This is a genomic window from Polaromonas sp., from assembly GCF_029945925.1.
Classification (GTDB): domain Bacteria; phylum Pseudomonadota; class Gammaproteobacteria; order Burkholderiales; family Burkholderiaceae_C; genus Polaromonas.
Window position 1 is genome coordinate 171,308 of sequence record NZ_JAQSDN010000043.1, and the last position, 18,203, is coordinate 189,510.

Consider the following 18,203-nt stretch of genomic DNA (forward strand, 5'->3'; position numbering starts at 1 on the left):
TTACAAATTGCTATTGCGATAAAGAAAGGCGGCCAAAGAAGCAGCCAACCGGGATTGCATCAGCCCTTGACAGCGATTTTGTAGCCAGCGGCCTGCGCGTCCTTGTAGAACATCTGCACGGTTTCAAGCGAGTACTGATCCAGGTCCTTGCCGACCAGAGACAGCTTTTTAAGGATGTCGTTGGTTGCCGTGATGATGTGACAGCCGACAGAGTCAGCCTGGAAAATATTGAGGAGCTCACGAGGACTGGCCCAGATCAATTCCGACTTTGGCTTGTCGCGCATGATCCTCACGGCATCCGCCATCAGCGGAACCGGGTCGCGCCCGGTGTCAGCGATGCGTCCTGCAAATACCGAAATAATGGCAGGAACGTCTGACGCCAGACGGGCTGTCACATTCCGTACCTGATCCAGCGTTGTCAACGCGGTCACGTTGAGCGCGACGCCGGCCTTGGAAAGCCGCTCGATCAGGGGGCCGGCAAATTCCTTGCGGGTATTGGTCACGGGAATCTTCACGCTGACATTCTTTCCCCAAGATGCGATCTCAAGAGCCTGGCGCTCCATTTCGTCAAAGTCATCGGCAAACACCTCAAACGAAATTGGCCGGTCGGGGATGGCCTCGAGCACCTGATGCGCAAAAGCCTTGTAGTCCTGGATGCCAGCTTTGCGCATCAAGGTCGGGTTGGTGGTAAACCCCTTGATCATCGGGTTGGCGTACATCTCCTTGATGCCGGCGAGGTCGGCGCCGTCGGCAAAAAGTTTGACTTTCAAATTTGTTGTTGCGCTCATTTTTAAAACCGTTCTTTTCTATCGTTAGTCAATTTTCCAGAATCAGTCGACCGGCTTCTTCAAGCGACATGACGATCGCATCAGGCGCCTCGTCAAGCTTTTCCCTGTAGCCGTAATCGATAAAAAAGGTGTGGCAACCTGCCGCCTTTCCGGCATTCACGTCACGCCACCTGTCACCCACCATAAAACTCCTGGCCAGATCAATTTGCCACTCGCCCGCCGCCTCAATCAGCATGCCAGGCCGGGGCTTGCGGCAATCGCAGTTGTCTGCATCAACGTGGTAACAAACCTTCACGTCGTCGCAAATACCTGCCGCGCGCAATTTTCCGTGCATCGCCTCAACCACTTCACGCTTTTGCACGCCGGTCGCCACATCGGGCTGGTTGGTCACAACGACCACCAAGAAACCTGCATCACGAAGCGCCCGGGAAGTGGCCTCAACCCCAGGGAGAAATTCAAACTCTTCAAGCGCAGCCGGTGGATAGGGCTTGCCGTCGCGCACAACTGCACGGTTGATGACGCCATCACGGTCCAGGAAAACTGCCCGCCTCACGCTGTTGACCTGTCAGATGGACGGAGCCACGCTTACCATTTCGTCGCCATCTGCTGGAGATCGGGATGGGACACCAGGCAATGCCACACCACCGCCTGGAATGCCTCCGTGTGAGGTGTGATCCGCGATGCGTCAACCACCGGCACGACCACCACCGCGTCACCAACCTGCTTGGTGTAGCCACCGTCGCGGCCGACAACTCCCATGATGGTCAGTCCGCGGGACTTGGCTTCCTTCAGCCCGTGAACGATGTTGGCGCTGACGTTTTTCTCGACATCGCCGCCACCCACTGAAAACACAAAAATGCCGTCATTCTTATTGGCCTTGCTGACGCGCAGCCAAGCGGCAAAAACCGTGTCCCATCCTTCGTCGTTGGTGCGCGCGGTGAGCTCCGACACGTTGTCAACCGGCGTATAGGCCTCAATGCCGCAGAGTTTGCGAAAGTCATTGACTGCATGGCTGCAGTTCGCAGCGCTGCCCCCAACACCCAGCAGAAAAAGGCGCCCACCACGATCGCGCAAGGCCACCAGTTCAGCCACCAGCTTTTCAATGGCTGCAATGTCAATCGCTTTGGCAACCTGCGTAACTTCTTCAAAGTATTTTGTCGTATGCATTTGATATGGGTAAGTTTCGGGGCAAGTGGGCAGAGGAAAAAATACGATATTGAAAACCCGAAGGCTCAAACCGATTTCATTACGCCAGAGCGCCTCGGCAAGGTGCAGGTATTGTAATGGATGCCCCGGTGTGCAACTCGGGACACTGCAAAGGGAAAAAGCAGGTTTTTCTCAACCATTTCCGTGCGCCATTTTCTGGAAAGTCGGGCTATTTTGAATCAGGACCTCATAGCTTCCCTGCGCAATAACCCCGCCACCTCCCAGCTCAACGATAGTGTCGCAGCGGCGCACCGTCGTCAGACGGTGGGCAATGAGTAGAACGGTGAGGTTTCGGTCAAGGCCTTCTATCGCCTCCATGACGGATTGCTCTGTGGCGCTGTCTAGGGCGCTGGTGGCCTCGTCAAAAACCAGCACGCTGGCCTGCTTATAGAGCGCACGGGCGATGCCAATACGCTGGCGCTGCCCGCCTGAAAGCCGCACGCCTCGTTCGCCCACCATGGCTTCATAGCCATCAACGCCCTTTTCAATGAAATCGGCTATCTGCGCCTGCCGTGCCGCCAGCCGAACCCTGGTCATGTCGATATCGGCGGCAGGCACGCCAAACGCGATGTTTTCAGCCAGGCTGGCATCCGCCAGGTAAACACTCTGCGGCACATGGGCGATGGTCCGCTGCCAAGCCCTGAGCCGCGGACCGGTGACGGGGTGGCCGTCGACCAGAAGCTGACCTTCGGATGGCTCAAGCAAACCCATCAGCAAGTCGAGCGCGGTGCTTTTTCCGCTGCCCGTGCTGCCGACAAAACCGACCCGGCTGCCGCGTGGAATGACCAGGTTCAGGCCGTCAAGAACCCAGGGGCCGCCTGGCAGATATCGAAAGCGCACTGATTCAAAACGGATGCTGTCGCCAAAGGCAAGCGGCGCGGGAGCAGGCAGCAGCATCTCGGCGGGCAATGGCTGGTCAAGCAAGTCAAGTGCATCTGTCAGGGATGCCTGGCTTGCCACGATGGTTGCCCAAGCGCTATAGGCTTGCTGCAGTGCAGGCAACAGGCGTTGCGCGCCCAGCGCCAAGGCACCCAGCACGGGCAAGGCGCTGGCCACTCCGCCACTTCTCTGGCTCAACCCATACGCCAGCGCAGCGATCAGCACCATGCCCAGTGCTTCCATGGCATAGCGGGGTGCCTGGCTGATGATGGCATTTTTGCTTTGCGCCTGCCGTAGAGGCTGGTCGGCCCGCCGGTAAATATCGCAGTACACGGGCTGCGCGCCGTCGAGCAGCACATCGCGCACACCGCCGAGTCCCTCCTGCAGAGCCTTGATGACCTGCGTCTGCTCGTAAGCAATACGCTGGCTGTTCCGCAGCAAAGTGCGGCGCGACAGCAAGGTAATCAGGCCATAGCTCACACCGAAGGCGAATGTCGCAACCAATGCCACCAGCGGGTCGATGGCTACAAGCGCGGCGGTTACGGCAACCAGCAGCACGACCGAGCTGACCAAGGTCATGAACTGCAACAACACGGTCACCGCGCTGCCGACTTTATTGGTGATGCCGCTGATCACTTCACTGCTGTTGCGTGCGAGGTGCACTCTGTAGGGCTGGTAAAGCGTGCGGCGGTACATTTCCAGACTCAGGTCGGCAGCGCCGGCAAACGCCAGACGGGTACTGACTGACAGCAACAAAATGCGGAACACGCCCGCCACCAATGCGGCAGCCGCGAAGGCCAGCGTCAAAGGCAATACCAGGCGGTCTGCCGAGGCGATGCCCAAAGCCCGCGCCACGTCAGCGACAAACGGATAAGTGAAGACGCGCTCGGGCGCCGTCAGAACGCCAAGAAAGGGCAATACCGCGCCCAAGCTGACGACTTCGGCAAATGCACTCACCAGCGTCAACACCATCAGCAACAGGAACTGGTACTGACGGCGCTTGCTGTTGTGGCGCCACAGCCTCAGCAGCGAAGCAGCGACCCGGCTATTTGCTGTGTTTGATGTCATTTGCCTGGGGCAGGCGCCCATGTTTTATCACAGCAGCCTGCACCCAGCAGGATCCGCCAAACTGATTTCCAAGTCCCAAAATGCCTGGATGATCCCGGAAAGCCGAGTCTGTTCATCAATTGAACGGATTATAACGCCGGCTTTCTTTCGGAGGCAATACAGCTTGAGCCGCGCACTACGGCAATTGGTGCAAGGAAATCTTTCTTGTCTGGTTACGGAAGACCACCTGGAAACCAAAAGTCGCCAGCGTGGCCTTATGCACATCATTCGCGTAAGCAATGACGGACTGATGTGTCTTGAAATGCTCAAGATTGATGGAGATAAATTTTTCCAGGATCACCTAGTCAAAAGGATTAAACATAAAAACAAGATTTGTAGCTTGCGGCAAAATAAATGCGGCAGCATCACCTTCCACAAAGGAAACCTCCGGACGCGAAAACCTGCTGTTATTAGCCTGCGCTATTGCAAAAATAGGTCTCGAAAATTCAATTCCGATAACCCCCTGAAATCTTTTTTGTTTGGCTGCAAAAAAACACGCTTTGCCTTTCCCCGAGCCAAGATCGACGAAGTTTTTAAAAACCAATCCTGTCTTTTGTGCCTCATCCAGCAGTTCCCGGAGATTCCGGCACCAAACGGCGTAATAAGAGGTAGCGTGAAAAACCGCCTCCGTATGGTCTGACGTCAACGCCGCATGCGGCACTACCCCACCGAGGTCCAGTCCATTGGTTTTCTCAAAGAACCAGTCGTCCAGGTCAAACGCTTTTCTTTTGATCTTTTCAAGAAGCATCGGACAGCCTTTTTCTTACTCGGATATACATGGCTTCAAGATTCAGCCAAATCCGCAACCGCTGAATCCAGAGATCTTTTGAGAATCAGTCGCGGAAATGTATGGGTTGCGAAACCATTTTGAAACAGCACAATAGCCTTCTGCTTGTCACTCAGAGCCGGTGGTTCTGCCGGAAAGGGACGGCCGCCGATGAAGTACCACCGAACGCCACGGCGTTTCAACTCTTCAATGGCTTCATGCTGGATGACATGGCCAATGGGTTTGTCAAACAGGTTCCGGTCGTAAGCGCCGACCGAATAATAACCTTCATCGCGGGTTACGTGAAACAGCGCACCACCCACCATGCGGTCACCGTGATCCTTCAGGTGCACCAGGAAAATTTCGCCTTTGAGCAGAGTCAGGTACTGCAGGTCCCAGCTTTCCTCCGACCGGGTGGCGCGCCCCGCGGCGGCCAGGTGCAGCGCCCTGAATTCCTGCCAAATTTCTGTATTACCCTCCGCGCCCAGCACGCCTACATTGAAATGCTGCTTGCCGGAGGTGATAAGCGACTTATAACTCTTGCGAAAGCGGTTCTTGATGGCAGCGATGTCCATCGACAGGTCCACAAAGATGTCATGCCTGAGCGTCGCCTCGGCGCCGCGCTGCATCGCCTGTAGGTGCCATTCACCCAAGCCGGATTTGGCGGAAAAGGACTCCCGGCTTTCCCAAGCAGGTACGCCATTTTCTCGGCAAAAAAAGTCTGCAAAATCCAGGCAGCCTGCAATCACTTTTTTTACCGACCTCAGCGCCAGCCGCTGATCAAACACCGGGGGCAGGAGCATGCCACCGCAGGAGCCAAAAGCAATGCTTTCACCACCCATGACGCTAAGTGGCCAGATAGCGGCGGGCTGCTTGTCGTAGTAGATAAGCAGCGATACATCAGTGAAGTCGGCTCGGTTGCCAATCCAGTAGGAAGAGTCGTAGTCGATAGACGTGCCGGAATATTTGACCGGCAGGTAGTCGACGCGATCAGACACCCTGCTCCAGTCACTGACAACGTCGCGGCGGTACCTCGCCTCCAGCCCCGACTGCTTCAGCGCTGAATCAAAAGCCTGGGCAGCAGCACTTGATTTGTTTTCCATGGTTTCGCGGTTGCCTCAAACACCAAGCTTCGAAGCCACGACCCCGTGCGCCGTCGTCAGCAGCGGCACACCGCGCAGGACCGGATAGGCGAGACCGGAGTCCTTGCTGAAAAGGGCATCGCCGACATCGGTAAGTGGCGTTGCGGTCAAAGGGCAACGCCACGCCGGCGCTGGACCAGCGGCTTGTGCAGGTCGGTTACCTTTTTCAAGTACCAACACGCCGCTGGGGTTGAGCGGGTTTTCTATGTGTTCGAGCAGGCGATAGTCCTTGACCGTTGCGCCGAGGCGCTCGGCCGTTTGCCTGAGGCCCCGCACATAGCCGTGGTGCGTCATGCGCGCCTGCGCCGCCGGGCTGGCCAGTTCGTAAATAGGCTCGACCAGCACGACTGCATGCCTAGCCAGCCGGAGAAGTTCAGCGATGGCCTGCTCTTCCCGACCGCCGTTGGGCTCCAGCGAATGCGAGGTGTAGACCACATCGACACTTGAATCTTCCAGAGGGATCTCAAACAGGTCAGCAACAAAAAGCCTGGCGGTCACATCGTTCTCCGTCAGCCATGCCAGTCCTTCGCTGCAGCGCGACCAGCTGATGTCAAAGCCCAGCGCATGCTGAGGCACCGTGCCGAGCACCTTCAACACGCCAGCCAAGGTAGTCGCTTCGCCACAACCGACTTCAAGGATGGAGCCCTGTGCCGGCATGTAAGGGGCAAGCAGTTGTGCGAGTTGGCCGCACCAGCGCTCGCGGCCCTGCGGATTTGCCCGGGCGCCGGCGACATACGAACCGGCCTGCAGGTCATACGCCAGAAGTGTCGAGACCACGGAGTTGCTGGCATCACCGGTTGCCTTGCGCAGAAACTCCATGGCGTTTTCACCGCGCGCATAGGCAGCCCTTACTTCCAGAATCAGGGCGCGGAGGTCGCCCCTGTTTTTTACCGCATCGCCATGATCCATTTGCCGCCCAGCTCCTCTAATGTGTTTGTTGTTGGAGGGCGCCCACCACCCCCGCGAAATTGCAGCCTATCGTACCCAAGACTTTGCTCCGGCAAACCGCGACGCATTGCGATAGCCCGGCAAGATTTTCATCAAATAGATGGCTACATGGCCTTGGATAAATGACTAAAGGCAGATTTGGCCCCCAAAAGCAAGAAAGGTCCAGTTTTTGATATTTCAAGACCTGCCATTCGGCTGCTCAGGAAGGGAAAGTGCCTGCAGCCCAATAGACACAACATTTATAGCTATCAAATAAGTAGTACAGAGGACCGACATCACCCAGCCTGTTAATTGTCGATGAACGCGGCAATAGCCGCACCGAGTTTTCCTTCTGCGAACGCGCGGGACGTAGCAGGCGTCAGGTGACCGGAGTCGTGGGTGGTGAGGTCGAGGCGATCAGGACCCAAGCTAACCAGGCATGCCCTGTTTTGGTCACAGAAAAAATCAATAGCCGACACATACGATGTCGTCGGCGTGTTGATGATATCTCGGCGCAACTGCCTGTCTACCGCAAACATCTCCGGCTGCAAATGATCCTGAAGCCGCGCGGGGGGAGCCGGCCAGTACCGGTACGCCACCAGTTGCGGCAACGACTCTGTCCATTGCGGCACCGGTCCGACCACGATGACGTGTTTTGCACCCCGGCGGGAAACTTCAGCGACCAGGTCCGGCCAGTTGGTGGATGCATGGCCGATCGCCTGCGTGATGATGACAACGTCGGGTTTGACTTTGGCAATCGTCTGCAAAGCTAACTCATTGGCCAAATTGCAGCCCCGCGCTTCCTCCGTCGTGCGGTCAGTTTGTTCAATGGCCGCGTGGCATGAACCACTGGTGACCTGCAGGATGTTCAAAGACTTGCCGTTGCTCTGCCTGCGGCGCTGGAGCGCATCCAGCCCCGGCCTCAAATGCATCGCGTGGGAGTCGCCCCACAGCAACACGATTGGACTGCCGGCGGGAACAATACAGGGCGCGTCCAGCGTCGGCTTGACGTCACCCGGCCCGCCGTAAACGCTGCAGTCGGTCCGGTAGGCGGCAACGGTGGTGCGCCGGTAAGCTGAGTTAGGTGACGACATGTCGTACCGCTTGAAGAACTCGCCACGGCCGGCACCGTTCATTTTGTATTGCATGAAGGCCATCTGTGCCCCTGCCAGCACGGGAATGCCGATAACAAGTGCGATAAACAGGCTTCGGGTTGTCCGGCTTCGGTTCGGGGACGTCCTGACCCGCTTTTCAATCACGAGGTAAGTGAACACCGCCAAAGCAAACGCCACCAGCAAAGCAGCCATCTTCGGGCCGCGCTGGATGACCCACCCGGCAACCTTGCGGCTGTTGTCGGAGCCGGCAAACTCCAGGGCATCGACGATCAGCGTGTGGAGGGCCAGCAGATCAACCCGCTTTGCGATCAGGGGCGCCCAATGAAGCGCGGGCCAGTGCCAGAGATAGAGCGGGTAGCTCACCAGTCCGATGAACACCACGGACGGCTGCGACAGCAAATGCCGGTTGATCCATGCGCCGGGGCCGGCTGCGATCAGCAACACCGCGCCGAGTGTCGGCATGATGGCGGGCCACCCAGGATAAGCCACGCCATCTGTCACGACTGCAATAGAAACAACTATCAACGCCATGCCGGCGAGCGAGACGATTTGGCGAAGCGGCCTGCTTCCTTGCGGTGACTGCAGGATCGGGTTACTCTGCAATGCAGCCATGGCCAACAGCGCGCCGCAAAGCAATTGCCAGAACCGCGTGAACGGCAGGTAAAACGCAGCCGAAGGGTGCGTTTCGACAAGGACAATATTCAGCAGGAAGGACGCAAGCGCAAGCGCTGCGATGACAACGGAACGGTGACGCTTCAACCTCCAGACAAGAACAAGCGCCACTGGCCAGAGCATGTAAAACTGCTCTTCGACGCCAAGTGACCAGAGATGCAGCAATGTGTTTTGCGCGGCCGCCGTATCGAAGTAGTCGGTCGTTCGCAGGACAAGAAAATTATAAAAAAACAGGGCGCCCGCCATCACCTCCTTGCCCAACGGCAGGTTCTGGTCAGGCAGCAACAGGGTCAGACCCAGGCCGAGCGTTACCAGCAACACAAAAATCAGCGCAGGAAAAATCCGCCTGATCCGGCGAGCATAGAAGTCGCGGTAGCTGAAGGTACCCCCTTCAATGCCGCGCATGATGATGCTCGAAATCAGGAAGCCGGAAATGACGAAGAAAACATCGACGCCGACAAAGCCACCGGGAAGACGCTCGGGAAAGGCGTGAAAAGCCACGACAGCCAGTACCGCCAAGGCGCGCAGGCCATCAATGTCCGGGCGATATGCCATGTCCGCTTCCTGCGGGGCATGGGTCGGAGTCAGCATGCAATGCGGTCTGACGGCACGCCGCGTCAGGCGGCCTTGCGCTGACGGCTTTTCTCCAGCCCGTCGAAACGCAGGTCAATGCCTTTTTCCCTGCACAGCTGGATGATCTCGGGATCATCAAAGTGGCAGGCCGGCCAATGGGCAACATTCGATGGATGCTCCGCGCGGTCCTTGATGAAGCGATCAAGGCTCACCGAAGGCGCGCCGAAAGATGCAAACATGACGGCTCGCGGACCTTCATAGGGTCGCGTCCACGATTTCGGAATGTATTTTTCAAAACGCGGGTTGATGCACAAGCCCGGAAAGGCCTTCAGCCGCACGGCATAGCCACTGTGAAAAAGGCGGTGGTTCCAGATCACCAGGTCACCGGGTTCGGTGTCAAGGTTGACAGCCCTTCCCAAACGGAATGATGCGAGCTTGAGCGGGCCATGCGGTGACGCAGAAGAGAATAACCGCTTGAGGCTGCTACGCCCCAGGAAAGCATGCCGGTGGGAACCACGCCGGACTTTCAGGCCGCCGCTATGCCGCACATGGTCCTGCATGTAAAGGCCGATGCGCAGAACGGGGTGATCGGTGCTGGACGGGTCTTCGAAGTCGCCGAGCGAATCCTTGTGAAACCCCCTGGAGCCTTCATTAGCGTCATAGCGAACAGTGCTGTCGCCGAAGTAGACCACTTTTGGCCCAAGGAGAATCTTCAATACATTGACGATACGGTCCTCAAGCATGATGGAACGCAGTGGCGCGGCGCTGAGTGCGTCGCCGTCCAAACCCGACATCCTCGTGAGCTCTGCAATCGTATTTTTGAAGCCGGCAGTTTCGGATGGACTGAACAGGCCCTTGACCAGTACATAGCCGTCTCTTTTGTAGTTTTCGAGAATTTCAGAAGCGTTCACTTTTGTTCCTTCAGGCAAATGCCGGCCACCGCCTTCATCCGCAAATATCCCAGTCCAGCGCCGTGCCGCGTTTCACATCCCGCGCGACCTTTTTACCCATGAATACACTGATGTATTTCGTCGGTAACCCGAGGCCAGGCCGGATGGCACGGAGATTGTCCACCGTCAGCACCTCACCCGCCTTCAGGTCTTTCACCACATACAGTGAGCGGCGAAACTGAAGCGATTTCATTTCGGCATCGGTCGGGCCGTAACTTACCTGTCCCATAGCCTGCCAAGCGCGTTCGGTTTCCACCACCAGTTGGGCCATTTCAGCGGGCTCCATCGAAAAGCTGCTGTCGACCCCGCCATCTGCACGGCTAAGCGTGAAATGTTTCTCTATAACGGTAGCGCCCAGTGCAACGCTGGCCACCGACACGCCGACGCCCATGGTGTGGTCCGACAGCCCCACCTCGCAACCAAACAGATCCTTGAAGTGCGGAATGGTCAGGATGTTTGTATTGGCCGCTGTCGCCGGGTAAGTGCTGGTGCACTTGAGAAGCACCAGATCACTGCAGCCGGCTTCACGCGCGGCGCGAACGGTTTCATCAAGCTCGGCTGCCGTGGCCATGCCGGTTGAAATGATCAGCGGCCTGCCCGTTGCGGCCACCCGCCTTATCAAAGGCAGGTCGGTGTTTTCGAACGAGGCGATTTTGTAGCAGGGAACATCCAGGCTTTCAAGAAAGTCCACCGCCGTGTCATCGAATGGCGTACTGAAGGCGATGATGCCCAGTTCGCGTGCCCTGTCAAAAATCGGTCTATGCCAGTCCCATGGCGTATAGGCCTTACCATACAATTTGTAGAGTGAAGTGCCAGTCCACAAACTCTTGGGGTCGCTGATGTGGAACTCGCGCTCGTCCAGATCAAGCGTCATGGTCTCCGGTGTGTAGGTCTGGATCTTCAGCGCATGCGCGCCGGTCTTCGCTGCAGCCTCGACAATTTCGAGCGCTCGCGCCAATGACTGGTTGTGGTTACCTGACATCTCGGCAATCACAAAGGGAGGGGCGTCCCGCCCAATTATTCGATTTGCTATTCGCATAAAAACCTGCTTTTAGTCAATGACTTTGCGTCCCAACATGAATGCCTCAGCAGCATCCACGCCGACGGTCGCCCCGCGCCACGCCGCCAACGCGCTAACCGCTTGCAGTGAACGAGGGTGCGGAAATGCCCTGAGCTCAGTCTCGTAGACTTCAAGTGCCTTCAGTTTTTTGGCCATGGTCGCCGATATGTCGACAAACCAGTTTGGAACAAACGGCGCCGCGGAACCAGCGGGCCGCCATTCGGTGGAAGAAGGCACCTCAAAAAACAACAGCTCCCTGACGTGGTACTCCGGCAAAGGCCGGCATGCGGTAATGACGGCATGATGCACCACCTGATGATCAACATTGACATCGCCGGCATGATGCGTGAATACAGTCGAAGGCTGATGGCGCAGCAGGAATTTTTCGACTTGCCTGACGACATCAAGTAGTACCAAACTATCCAACCGGTTGTCGGGCAACATCAGGATTTCCACGGTAGAGCAGCCCAGTACTTTGCAGGCGTTCTCGGCAGCGGCTTTACGTGCTGCCATCTTGTTCGCATCTGAGCCTCGATCCGGGATTTCAGGTCGTGAACTCTCGCCGTCAGCCAGCAACAAAATATGAACGGCACGGCCCTCGCTGGCCATGCGCGCCAACGTGCCGCCACATCCCAACACCTCATCGTCGGGATGCGCGGCCACAACAGCGACCGAATTATTCATTGGACCTTCTCCTGATTCGCACTTTTGCTTCGATGAACTCTTCGTTCATTCGGGCCCCGGAAAACTCAAACTGCAAAGATCCAGTCTTCAGGAAGGCTTGCGGATAACCAACGGCGTCCAACATACGAATATGGTCATACACCTGCTTGAGCTCCTCTAGCCGCGAGAGGTCTCCATCCTCAGGCCGCCGACGTTTGAATTCAACAACATCGCCTTTCTGAGGCAGCGGCGGTGGTCGTTTTTCCACAATTTCGACAATCATCTCTACCGTCAAATCTGCCGCTTGCTGCAGGATATCTTCGGCCGTCCCCACGAGAGACAGTGGCCGCTTCAAGTACAACGGCCCGGCATCCAGTTCCTTAACGCATTTGAATGCTGACAGCATGGTGTCGCAATTCCCGCGCACGATCAGATTTTGCAGAGGGCTTCCACCTCGTCCGTACGGAAGATCTGTCATGTGAAAAATCACACAATCAAAACCTGAATAAACATCCTCGGGAATCAACCACGACCAATGGGGGAAGAACACAAAAATCGGCTTTATCTTCTCCAGGGTATTGAAGGTCAGGTCTTCACGAGACCTCACCCGGACAACTTCGTAGCCCGGCAAATCGTCACGAACCCGCTGTTCCAGATCGTCGTGCCGTGCGTGCGGCGTGGCGATAACGATTGCTGACCGAGCCATATTAAGAACTTTTAACCTCGGAAATGTATTTCACGGTTGCCGGCTCATCGCTCAGGACAGAAAAGCCTAGAGATTCAAACACTTTCCGGGATGCAAAATTCCCCGCTTTGACCTCGCCGAAAACGATGGCATCGGCCTCTTCGCTCCGAAGCTGCGACAAGGCGACCTCCAACAAACGGCGTCCCAAACCAAGTCCACGAAAAACGGGCGATAGTGAGTAGTCTACAACCCAGACAGCCTCCGAAAGCTCAAAGCGCACCTGCCCAAGCGCCTCACCCTCACCCGTTTCGACAACATAAATACGGCAACCAGTGATGTTTTCCAGGCGGCCAAGAAGCCATTGCCTGTGCGCTTGCGAAGTAATCTGCGAGCCGGAAAATGCATTGGCCCGGGTTACAGGGTCATTGGCCCACTCCAGTAATATCGCTTCGTCTGCAATGGCAGCCTTGCGAATGCGCATAGGCAGGATAGAGGTAACAGTCATTGCCCCCCAAACCCGATCGACACCTTTGCCATCAACAACCTGCCGGCCGTCTGAAAACTTGTCTTGAAGTACTCCATGCGCAGTCAATTCGCGCAAAGCCCTCAAAAAATCAAGCTCATCCACATCGTCCTGATCGCCCAGCCAGCGTATCAGTTGGCGACGGTGAAGCTCTGCAGCTATCGGACGCTGGTTGTCAGCCAAAGTGACGACAAGGGCGGGAAGACCCATGCGGAGACGCTCCCAACTTGTTGCTCCTCCCGCACCAATCGCCAGATCAGCCCGCCGCATCAAAGGAGCAAGACTGGGAAGATTGCTGTGCAAGTGAATATTCCCGTGCCCCTGCACCTGGTGGTGAATCGCATTTGCATGGGGACTACCAGTACTGAGCACCACATCAACCCCGATGTCCGGACGGTTCAGCGCCAGAACAGCAGAAATACAGCGACCTGTCAGGTTGTGCTGATCCGCACCACCAAAGAAAACAAGAATGCGACGAACGGATTTCCTGATAATTGCGGCATCACCAGGAACGTCAATGTAATCACGCTGCAACAGGGCGTATTCTGGCCCCAAAAGAAGGCGACACGACTCAGATACTTTGCCGGCATAGCGAATATCAAGGTCCGCGACCAAATTTTGATCTAACAGCAGGTCACAACAATGCTGCCTGTCAGCAAGATCGTCAATGACCATCAAGCGTTTCACCGAGGGCGCAACAAGAGTTTCCCAGCGTTGATCGATTGCGTAGTGATCGACCACCAGCCAGTCCCATATGCAACCGGTCAATGCATTGACGGTTTCGCTTGCATCCTCATCTTGAGTAGAGCCCAGCCAATGTGAGTGGTGTAACTTGCCCGGCAGTAGATTCGTCTGACCGCTTTTCAATACGGTCAGTTCACATTCTTTCTTTCTCACCATGAGCTGCAAATGCGTAGGCAAGTCCCGGCTGATGAAACGGACCAAGGCGCCTTTCTTGCTCAACGTTTCCGCAAGGGTCAGGCACCGCATTAGATGCCCCGTACCCATTTGACTTGAGGCATCTACGCGAACTGCAATTCGCATTTTGCTCATCTAGCCATTCTGTAAATTCTGCCGGGCACGTTTTAGCTTTTCCGCGATGCTCAAGGTACTGCCTTCATTGCGCACCAAATGCCGGTTGGCAGAAAAAAACTCCGGGTGCTGCCGCTGCAAATCGAGCACCTCACCCCACGTGAAATCGATGCGGGGATGGAAATGCTGGAATACTTTTTCGACCACGACGAAATCAACCTGTTCGTCCACAGTCCAGCGCAAGGCTGCAAGGTCTTCGTTGTGCTCCATACCCGCAGTTGAAAACTGCCCCGATTCACGCAGATAGGGCGTCACGTGTTCCCGGTCATGAGGCTTGGAGGTCTCCCGACTGGCTCGCTCGAGTGCCTCGAAACTACAAACTTCTACAGACAAGCCATCTGGATAAGTGGGTGGGTCGACATTGCTGAAATAATCCACACCTGCTGCTTTAAAGCGACGAATGACTTCATCCACCAGCGCGGGGTCGGTCAAGGGACAATCGGCAGTGATACGCACCACAATGTCGGCATGATGTACTTTTGCGGCGTGGACAAAGCGATCGAGAACGTCGTTTTCGCTTCCCAGTTCGCAGGCGTAACCCAGCTTTTTTACATGCTCGATGAGTGTTCGGTTCCGAGCATCCTCAGAAGTGGCGACGACAATCTCGTCTACCTCTCCGGCCTGGGAAAGGCGCGAGAGAAGCAGCTCAATCATTGGTTTGCCGTCAATCGGCTTCATGACCTTGTTCGGCAAACGGGTAGAACCCATTCGGGCCTGAACGAGCGCAACAACCTTCATACCCGACACCTCCCCAGTAGTTTGATCAGGTTCATTGCACGGCAACGCAAACAGGCTCCTCCGCAAGTACCGCCTGGAAATTCGTCGCAACCTGTCAAGGCTTTGGCGCGCACGTCTAAAAAATCGTCTGGTGACCTATGGGGGTTCCCAATAGTCGAACCACTTCCAATTGCTGATCCTGCGTCAAAGCCGGAAAAAGCGGCAGGCTGATAGCCTCCGAATAGTAGCGCTCGGCTTCAGGGAAATCTGTGGCGTTGAATCCTTGGCGAGCGTAATAAGGGTGGTGATAAACCGGTATGTAGTGGAGGTTTACTCCAATGCCATTGACGCGCAACCGCTCAAAAACCTCCCGATGGCTTGCTTTTATTTCATCCAGGCGCAGCCTGACGACGTACAAATGCATCGCAGAGTAGCTATCAGCATGCTGCCATGGCGTGATTGCCGGAAAGTCTTTCAGCAATTCCCCATACCGCGCCGCCAGCGACTGCCTTTTTGTCACAAATTCATCCAGCCGCTGCATCTGACTCAAACCCAAGGCGGCCTGCAGGTCCGTCAGGCGGTAGTTGTAACCTAATTCAATCTGCTCGTAGTACCACGGCCCGTCTGCTGCGCTAATCATCTCTGACGCGTCGCGGGTAATACCATGGCTGCGTAAACGCGCGATTTTCCCGAAAAGGGCAAGGTCGTTGGTCATCGCCGCACCACCCTCCCCACTTGTGATTATTTTCACGGGGTGAAAGCTGAAAACCGTGATGTCGCTGTAACGACAGTTGCCGATCGGCTCGCCCTTGTATCGGCCACCCAGCGCGTGTGAGGCATCTTCGATGATTTTGAAACCGTACTTCTGGCCAAGCGCATGAATGCCGGCCATGTCACAGGGCTGTCCACACAAATGCACGGGAATCACAACCTTGGGCAATTTTCCAGATTTTTCAGCTCTATCCAGTTTTTCCGCCAGGCGTTCCACGCTGAGGTTGTAGCTCTGCGGGTCAATATCGACAAAATCAACCGAGGCACCACAATAGACCGCGCAATTAGCGGTCGCAACAAAGGTAATTGGGGTTGTCCACACCACATCCCCGACGCCCACGTCCAAAGCCAAGCAGGCCAGATGCAAAGCGCTTGTCGCACTGGTCGCAGCTGCCGCATAACGGGCACCGCAGTAACCGGCAAGCGCTTTTTCAAATGCTGGAACGACAGGCCCTTGGGTAAGAAAGTCGGAACGAAGGACTTTGACGACAGCTTCGATATCGGCTTCGCTGATGTCTTGGCGGCCATAGGGAATCATGGCCATCAGATACCTCGTTTTGTATAACGATAATGCAGCCCCAACGCATGCGTTGTGTTGATCAGGCTTGCAGGGAAGATTGCGCTTACCAATACATGTATTGCGCGTTTTTTCCGTTTTGAATTCACTTCTTTTGCCCCTTTTTCAACCGCGTCCATACGTATCTTCCATCCGCACGATATCGTCTTCACCCAGATAGGAGCCGGTCTGCACCTCAATGATTTCAAGCGGAACTGTACCGGGGTTGGTCAATCTGTGAGTCTGCCCCTGCGGAATATAGGTGCTCTGGTTTTCGGTGAGAACCATGCGCTTGTCGCCATTGATGACTTCAGCGGTACCGCTTACAACCACCCAATGCTCGGCACGATGGTGGTGCATCTGCAAGGACAGAGACGCGCCCGGCCGTACCGTAATGCGCTTGACCTGATGGTTCTGACCGACGTCGACGCTGTCATACCAGCCCCAGGGACGGGCGACAAGCCGGTGCTGCACAGCCTGGGACGCGTCCAGCGCCTCCAGCTTGGCGACCACCTCCTTGACGCCTTCAGATTGACCCGTATGGGCGACCAGCAAGGCGTCGGGGGTGTCGATGATGAACAACTCCTGCGTCCCCAAAGCCACCACTGGCCTGCCGCCTCCTGCATGAATATAGGTATTGCGCGAGCGCAGATGATGCGCATTTTTTGCATCTCCACCTGCATGATTGCCTTCCGCCTGCGAGCCGGCCAAGTCCGCCACGGCGTTCCAGCTACCCACGTCGCTCCAGACGCCATCAAACGGGAACACGACCACATTGGCGGCGCGCTCCATCACCGCGTAGTCGATGGACTGGCTACGGCAACCGGTAAACACCTGCGCGTCGGGGCGTGTAAACAACCCATCCTGCTGCGACTGCTGCATGGCCATCCGGCACACATCCAGAATGTCCGGCGCATGGGCCTGCAAGGCATCCAGCAGCGCCTGTGCGCAGACAAGAAAGATGCCCGCGTTCCACAGGTATTGACCGCTGGCCAAAAACTCAAGGGCCTTTGCTGCATCCGGCTTTTCCACAAAACGGGCAACCTTGAAACTCCCGTCCCCGCAAGACTGCCCTTTTTGGATGTATCCGTAGGCCGTGCTGGGCATGCTGGGCTGCACACCGAAAGTAACCAGCTGCCCGGCCTGCGCAGCGGCAGCGGCCGAACGCACCATGGTGACAAAGGCAGGCATATTGGGGATGTGGTGGTCTGCCGGGCAAAACAGCAGCAAGGCATCTGCAGGGGCCGCGAGCGCAGCAAGCGCCATGGCTGCCGCAGTATTTTTTGGCTGCGGCTCCAGGATCTGGCGCACCACAACGCCCGCCTGCTCGGCCACGTCGGCCACGAGGAAACGATGGTCTTCCGAAGATATACAGGTAATGCCCGCACCAGTGGGGTCAGCAAGCAGCGCCAGGCGCTCCAGCGTGAGCTGCAACAGCGATTTCTCACCCACCAGGGGAATGAACTGCTTGGGGAACGCCTTGCGCGACAAAGGCCAGAGCCGCGTGCCGCTGCCGCCACAAAGAACAACCGGGTGAATGGCAGCAAAGCCCGGGGTGCCAGAGCCCGTCACGACCGCTCCACTTCCCGGCGCAGCGCCTCAATCTCCTTCTGGAGCAGCTCAAACTCTGCCAGCTTGCGCTGCAAAAAGGCTTTCGTCAGGGCACTTTTTTCCTCGATGCCGGACGGCGTGAGTACATAGGAATAAGCCATCTTGTTGTCGCTACGCCTGAAGTTGTTGGCTTTGACCAGCCCCTTGTCAACCAGCGCCCGCAGGCAGTAATTGACCTTGCCAAGGCTCACCCCAAAACGTTCCGCCAGCCCCCGCTGACTGGCAGCAGGCTCTTGGGTCAGCTGGCACAAAAGGTAGTAAGGCAGATCTTGGGGTGCCATCGTCTGTTTTGATATGTTCATGACTTGAACGCATTGTAAACATATGCGTCGCTGGCGGATAGCCAGAGCCTTGTCCAACGAGGTATGAGCCTGAAGGAGGCGCGTATTTCCAACGAAAA

General features: G+C 56.4%; 18 protein-coding genes. All 18 read right to left on the reverse strand.

The window, feature by feature from the left end:
* Nucleotides 1-59: 59 nt before the first annotated feature.
* Nucleotides 60-788: a transaldolase gene (locus PSV40_RS15035; RefSeq protein WP_300539202.1), complete on the reverse strand. Its 729-nt coding sequence runs from the start codon at nt 786-788 to the stop codon at nt 60-62.
* Between the two features lie 28 nt (nt 789-816).
* Entirely contained in the window at nt 817-1,341 is a 525-nt protein-coding gene (locus tag PSV40_RS15040) for an HAD family hydrolase (protein WP_300539205.1), read from the reverse strand.
* 32 nt (nt 1,342-1,373) lie between these two features.
* Nucleotides 1,374-2,024 carry an SIS domain-containing protein gene (locus PSV40_RS15045; RefSeq protein WP_300539207.1) on the reverse strand — a complete coding sequence of 217 codons (651 nt, stop codon included), beginning with the start codon at nt 2,022-2,024 and terminating at the stop codon, nt 1,374-1,376.
* Between the two features lie 102 nt (nt 2,025-2,126).
* Nucleotides 2,127-3,941, reverse strand: a complete 1,815-nt coding sequence (locus tag PSV40_RS15050) for an ABC transporter ATP-binding protein (RefSeq protein ID WP_300539210.1) — start codon at nt 3,939-3,941, stop codon at nt 2,127-2,129.
* Between the two features lie 340 nt (nt 3,942-4,281).
* A complete protein-coding gene (locus PSV40_RS15055; RefSeq protein ID WP_300539213.1) occupies nt 4,282-4,728 on the reverse strand; it encodes a class I SAM-dependent methyltransferase in 447 nt (148 codons plus the stop codon).
* Nucleotides 4,729-4,763: 35 nt separating this feature from the next.
* On the reverse strand, nt 4,764-5,849 hold the full coding sequence (locus tag PSV40_RS15060; RefSeq protein WP_300539216.1) for a FemAB family protein: 1,086 nt from the start codon (nt 5,847-5,849) through the stop codon (nt 4,764-4,766).
* Nucleotides 5,850-5,864: 15 nt separating this feature from the next.
* Nucleotides 5,865-6,797, reverse strand: a complete 933-nt coding sequence (locus tag PSV40_RS15065) for a class I SAM-dependent methyltransferase (RefSeq protein WP_300539219.1) — start codon at nt 6,795-6,797, stop codon at nt 5,865-5,867.
* 326 nt (nt 6,798-7,123) lie between these two features.
* Nucleotides 7,124-9,193 carry an acyltransferase family protein gene (locus PSV40_RS15070; protein WP_300539222.1) on the reverse strand — a complete coding sequence of 690 codons (2,070 nt, stop codon included), beginning with the start codon at nt 9,191-9,193 and terminating at the stop codon, nt 7,124-7,126.
* Between the two features lie 26 nt (nt 9,194-9,219).
* A complete protein-coding gene (locus PSV40_RS15075; protein WP_300539225.1) occupies nt 9,220-10,086 on the reverse strand; it encodes a phytanoyl-CoA dioxygenase family protein in 867 nt (288 codons plus the stop codon).
* Nucleotides 10,087-10,120: 34 nt separating this feature from the next.
* Nucleotides 10,121-11,164 (reverse strand): pseudaminic acid synthase, encoded by a 1,044-nt coding sequence (gene pseI, locus PSV40_RS15080; RefSeq protein ID WP_300539228.1) that lies wholly within the window; start codon nt 11,162-11,164, stop codon nt 10,121-10,123.
* A gap of 12 nt (nt 11,165-11,176) precedes the next feature.
* Nucleotides 11,177-11,869: a PIG-L deacetylase family protein gene (locus tag PSV40_RS15085; protein WP_300539230.1), complete on the reverse strand. Its 693-nt coding sequence runs from the start codon at nt 11,867-11,869 to the stop codon at nt 11,177-11,179.
* On the reverse strand, nt 11,862-12,554 hold the full coding sequence (locus tag PSV40_RS15090; RefSeq protein WP_300539232.1) for a hypothetical protein: 693 nt from the start codon (nt 12,552-12,554) through the stop codon (nt 11,862-11,864). The genes PSV40_RS15085 and PSV40_RS15090 overlap by 8 nt, the downstream gene beginning before the upstream one ends.
* Before the next feature lies 1 nt (nt 12,555).
* A complete protein-coding gene (pseG, locus tag PSV40_RS15095; RefSeq protein WP_300539234.1) occupies nt 12,556-14,109 on the reverse strand; it encodes a UDP-2,4-diacetamido-2,4,6-trideoxy-beta-L-altropyranose hydrolase in 1,554 nt (517 codons plus the stop codon).
* Nucleotides 14,110-14,886, reverse strand: coding sequence for a glycosyltransferase family protein (locus PSV40_RS15100; protein ID WP_300539236.1), 777 nt, complete (start codon nt 14,884-14,886; stop codon nt 14,110-14,112).
* Between the two features lie 115 nt (nt 14,887-15,001).
* On the reverse strand, nt 15,002-16,174 hold the full coding sequence (gene pseC / locus PSV40_RS15105; RefSeq protein WP_300539258.1) for a UDP-4-amino-4,6-dideoxy-N-acetyl-beta-L-altrosamine transaminase: 1,173 nt from the start codon (nt 16,172-16,174) through the stop codon (nt 15,002-15,004).
* 5 nt (nt 16,175-16,179) lie between these two features.
* On the reverse strand, nt 16,180-16,332 hold the full coding sequence (locus PSV40_RS15110; RefSeq protein ID WP_300539237.1) for a hypothetical protein: 153 nt from the start codon (nt 16,330-16,332) through the stop codon (nt 16,180-16,182).
* Nucleotides 16,319-17,764 (reverse strand): mannose-1-phosphate guanylyltransferase/mannose-6-phosphate isomerase, encoded by a 1,446-nt coding sequence (locus PSV40_RS15115; protein ID WP_300539238.1) that lies wholly within the window; start codon nt 17,762-17,764, stop codon nt 16,319-16,321. Before PSV40_RS15115 ends, PSV40_RS15110 begins: the two co-directional genes overlap by 14 nt.
* Nucleotides 17,761-18,203, reverse strand: a 443-nt coding sequence (locus tag PSV40_RS15120) for a MarR family EPS-associated transcriptional regulator (protein ID WP_300539240.1), incomplete at its 5' end; no start/stop codon positions are given. The genes PSV40_RS15115 and PSV40_RS15120, both read right to left, overlap by 4 nt.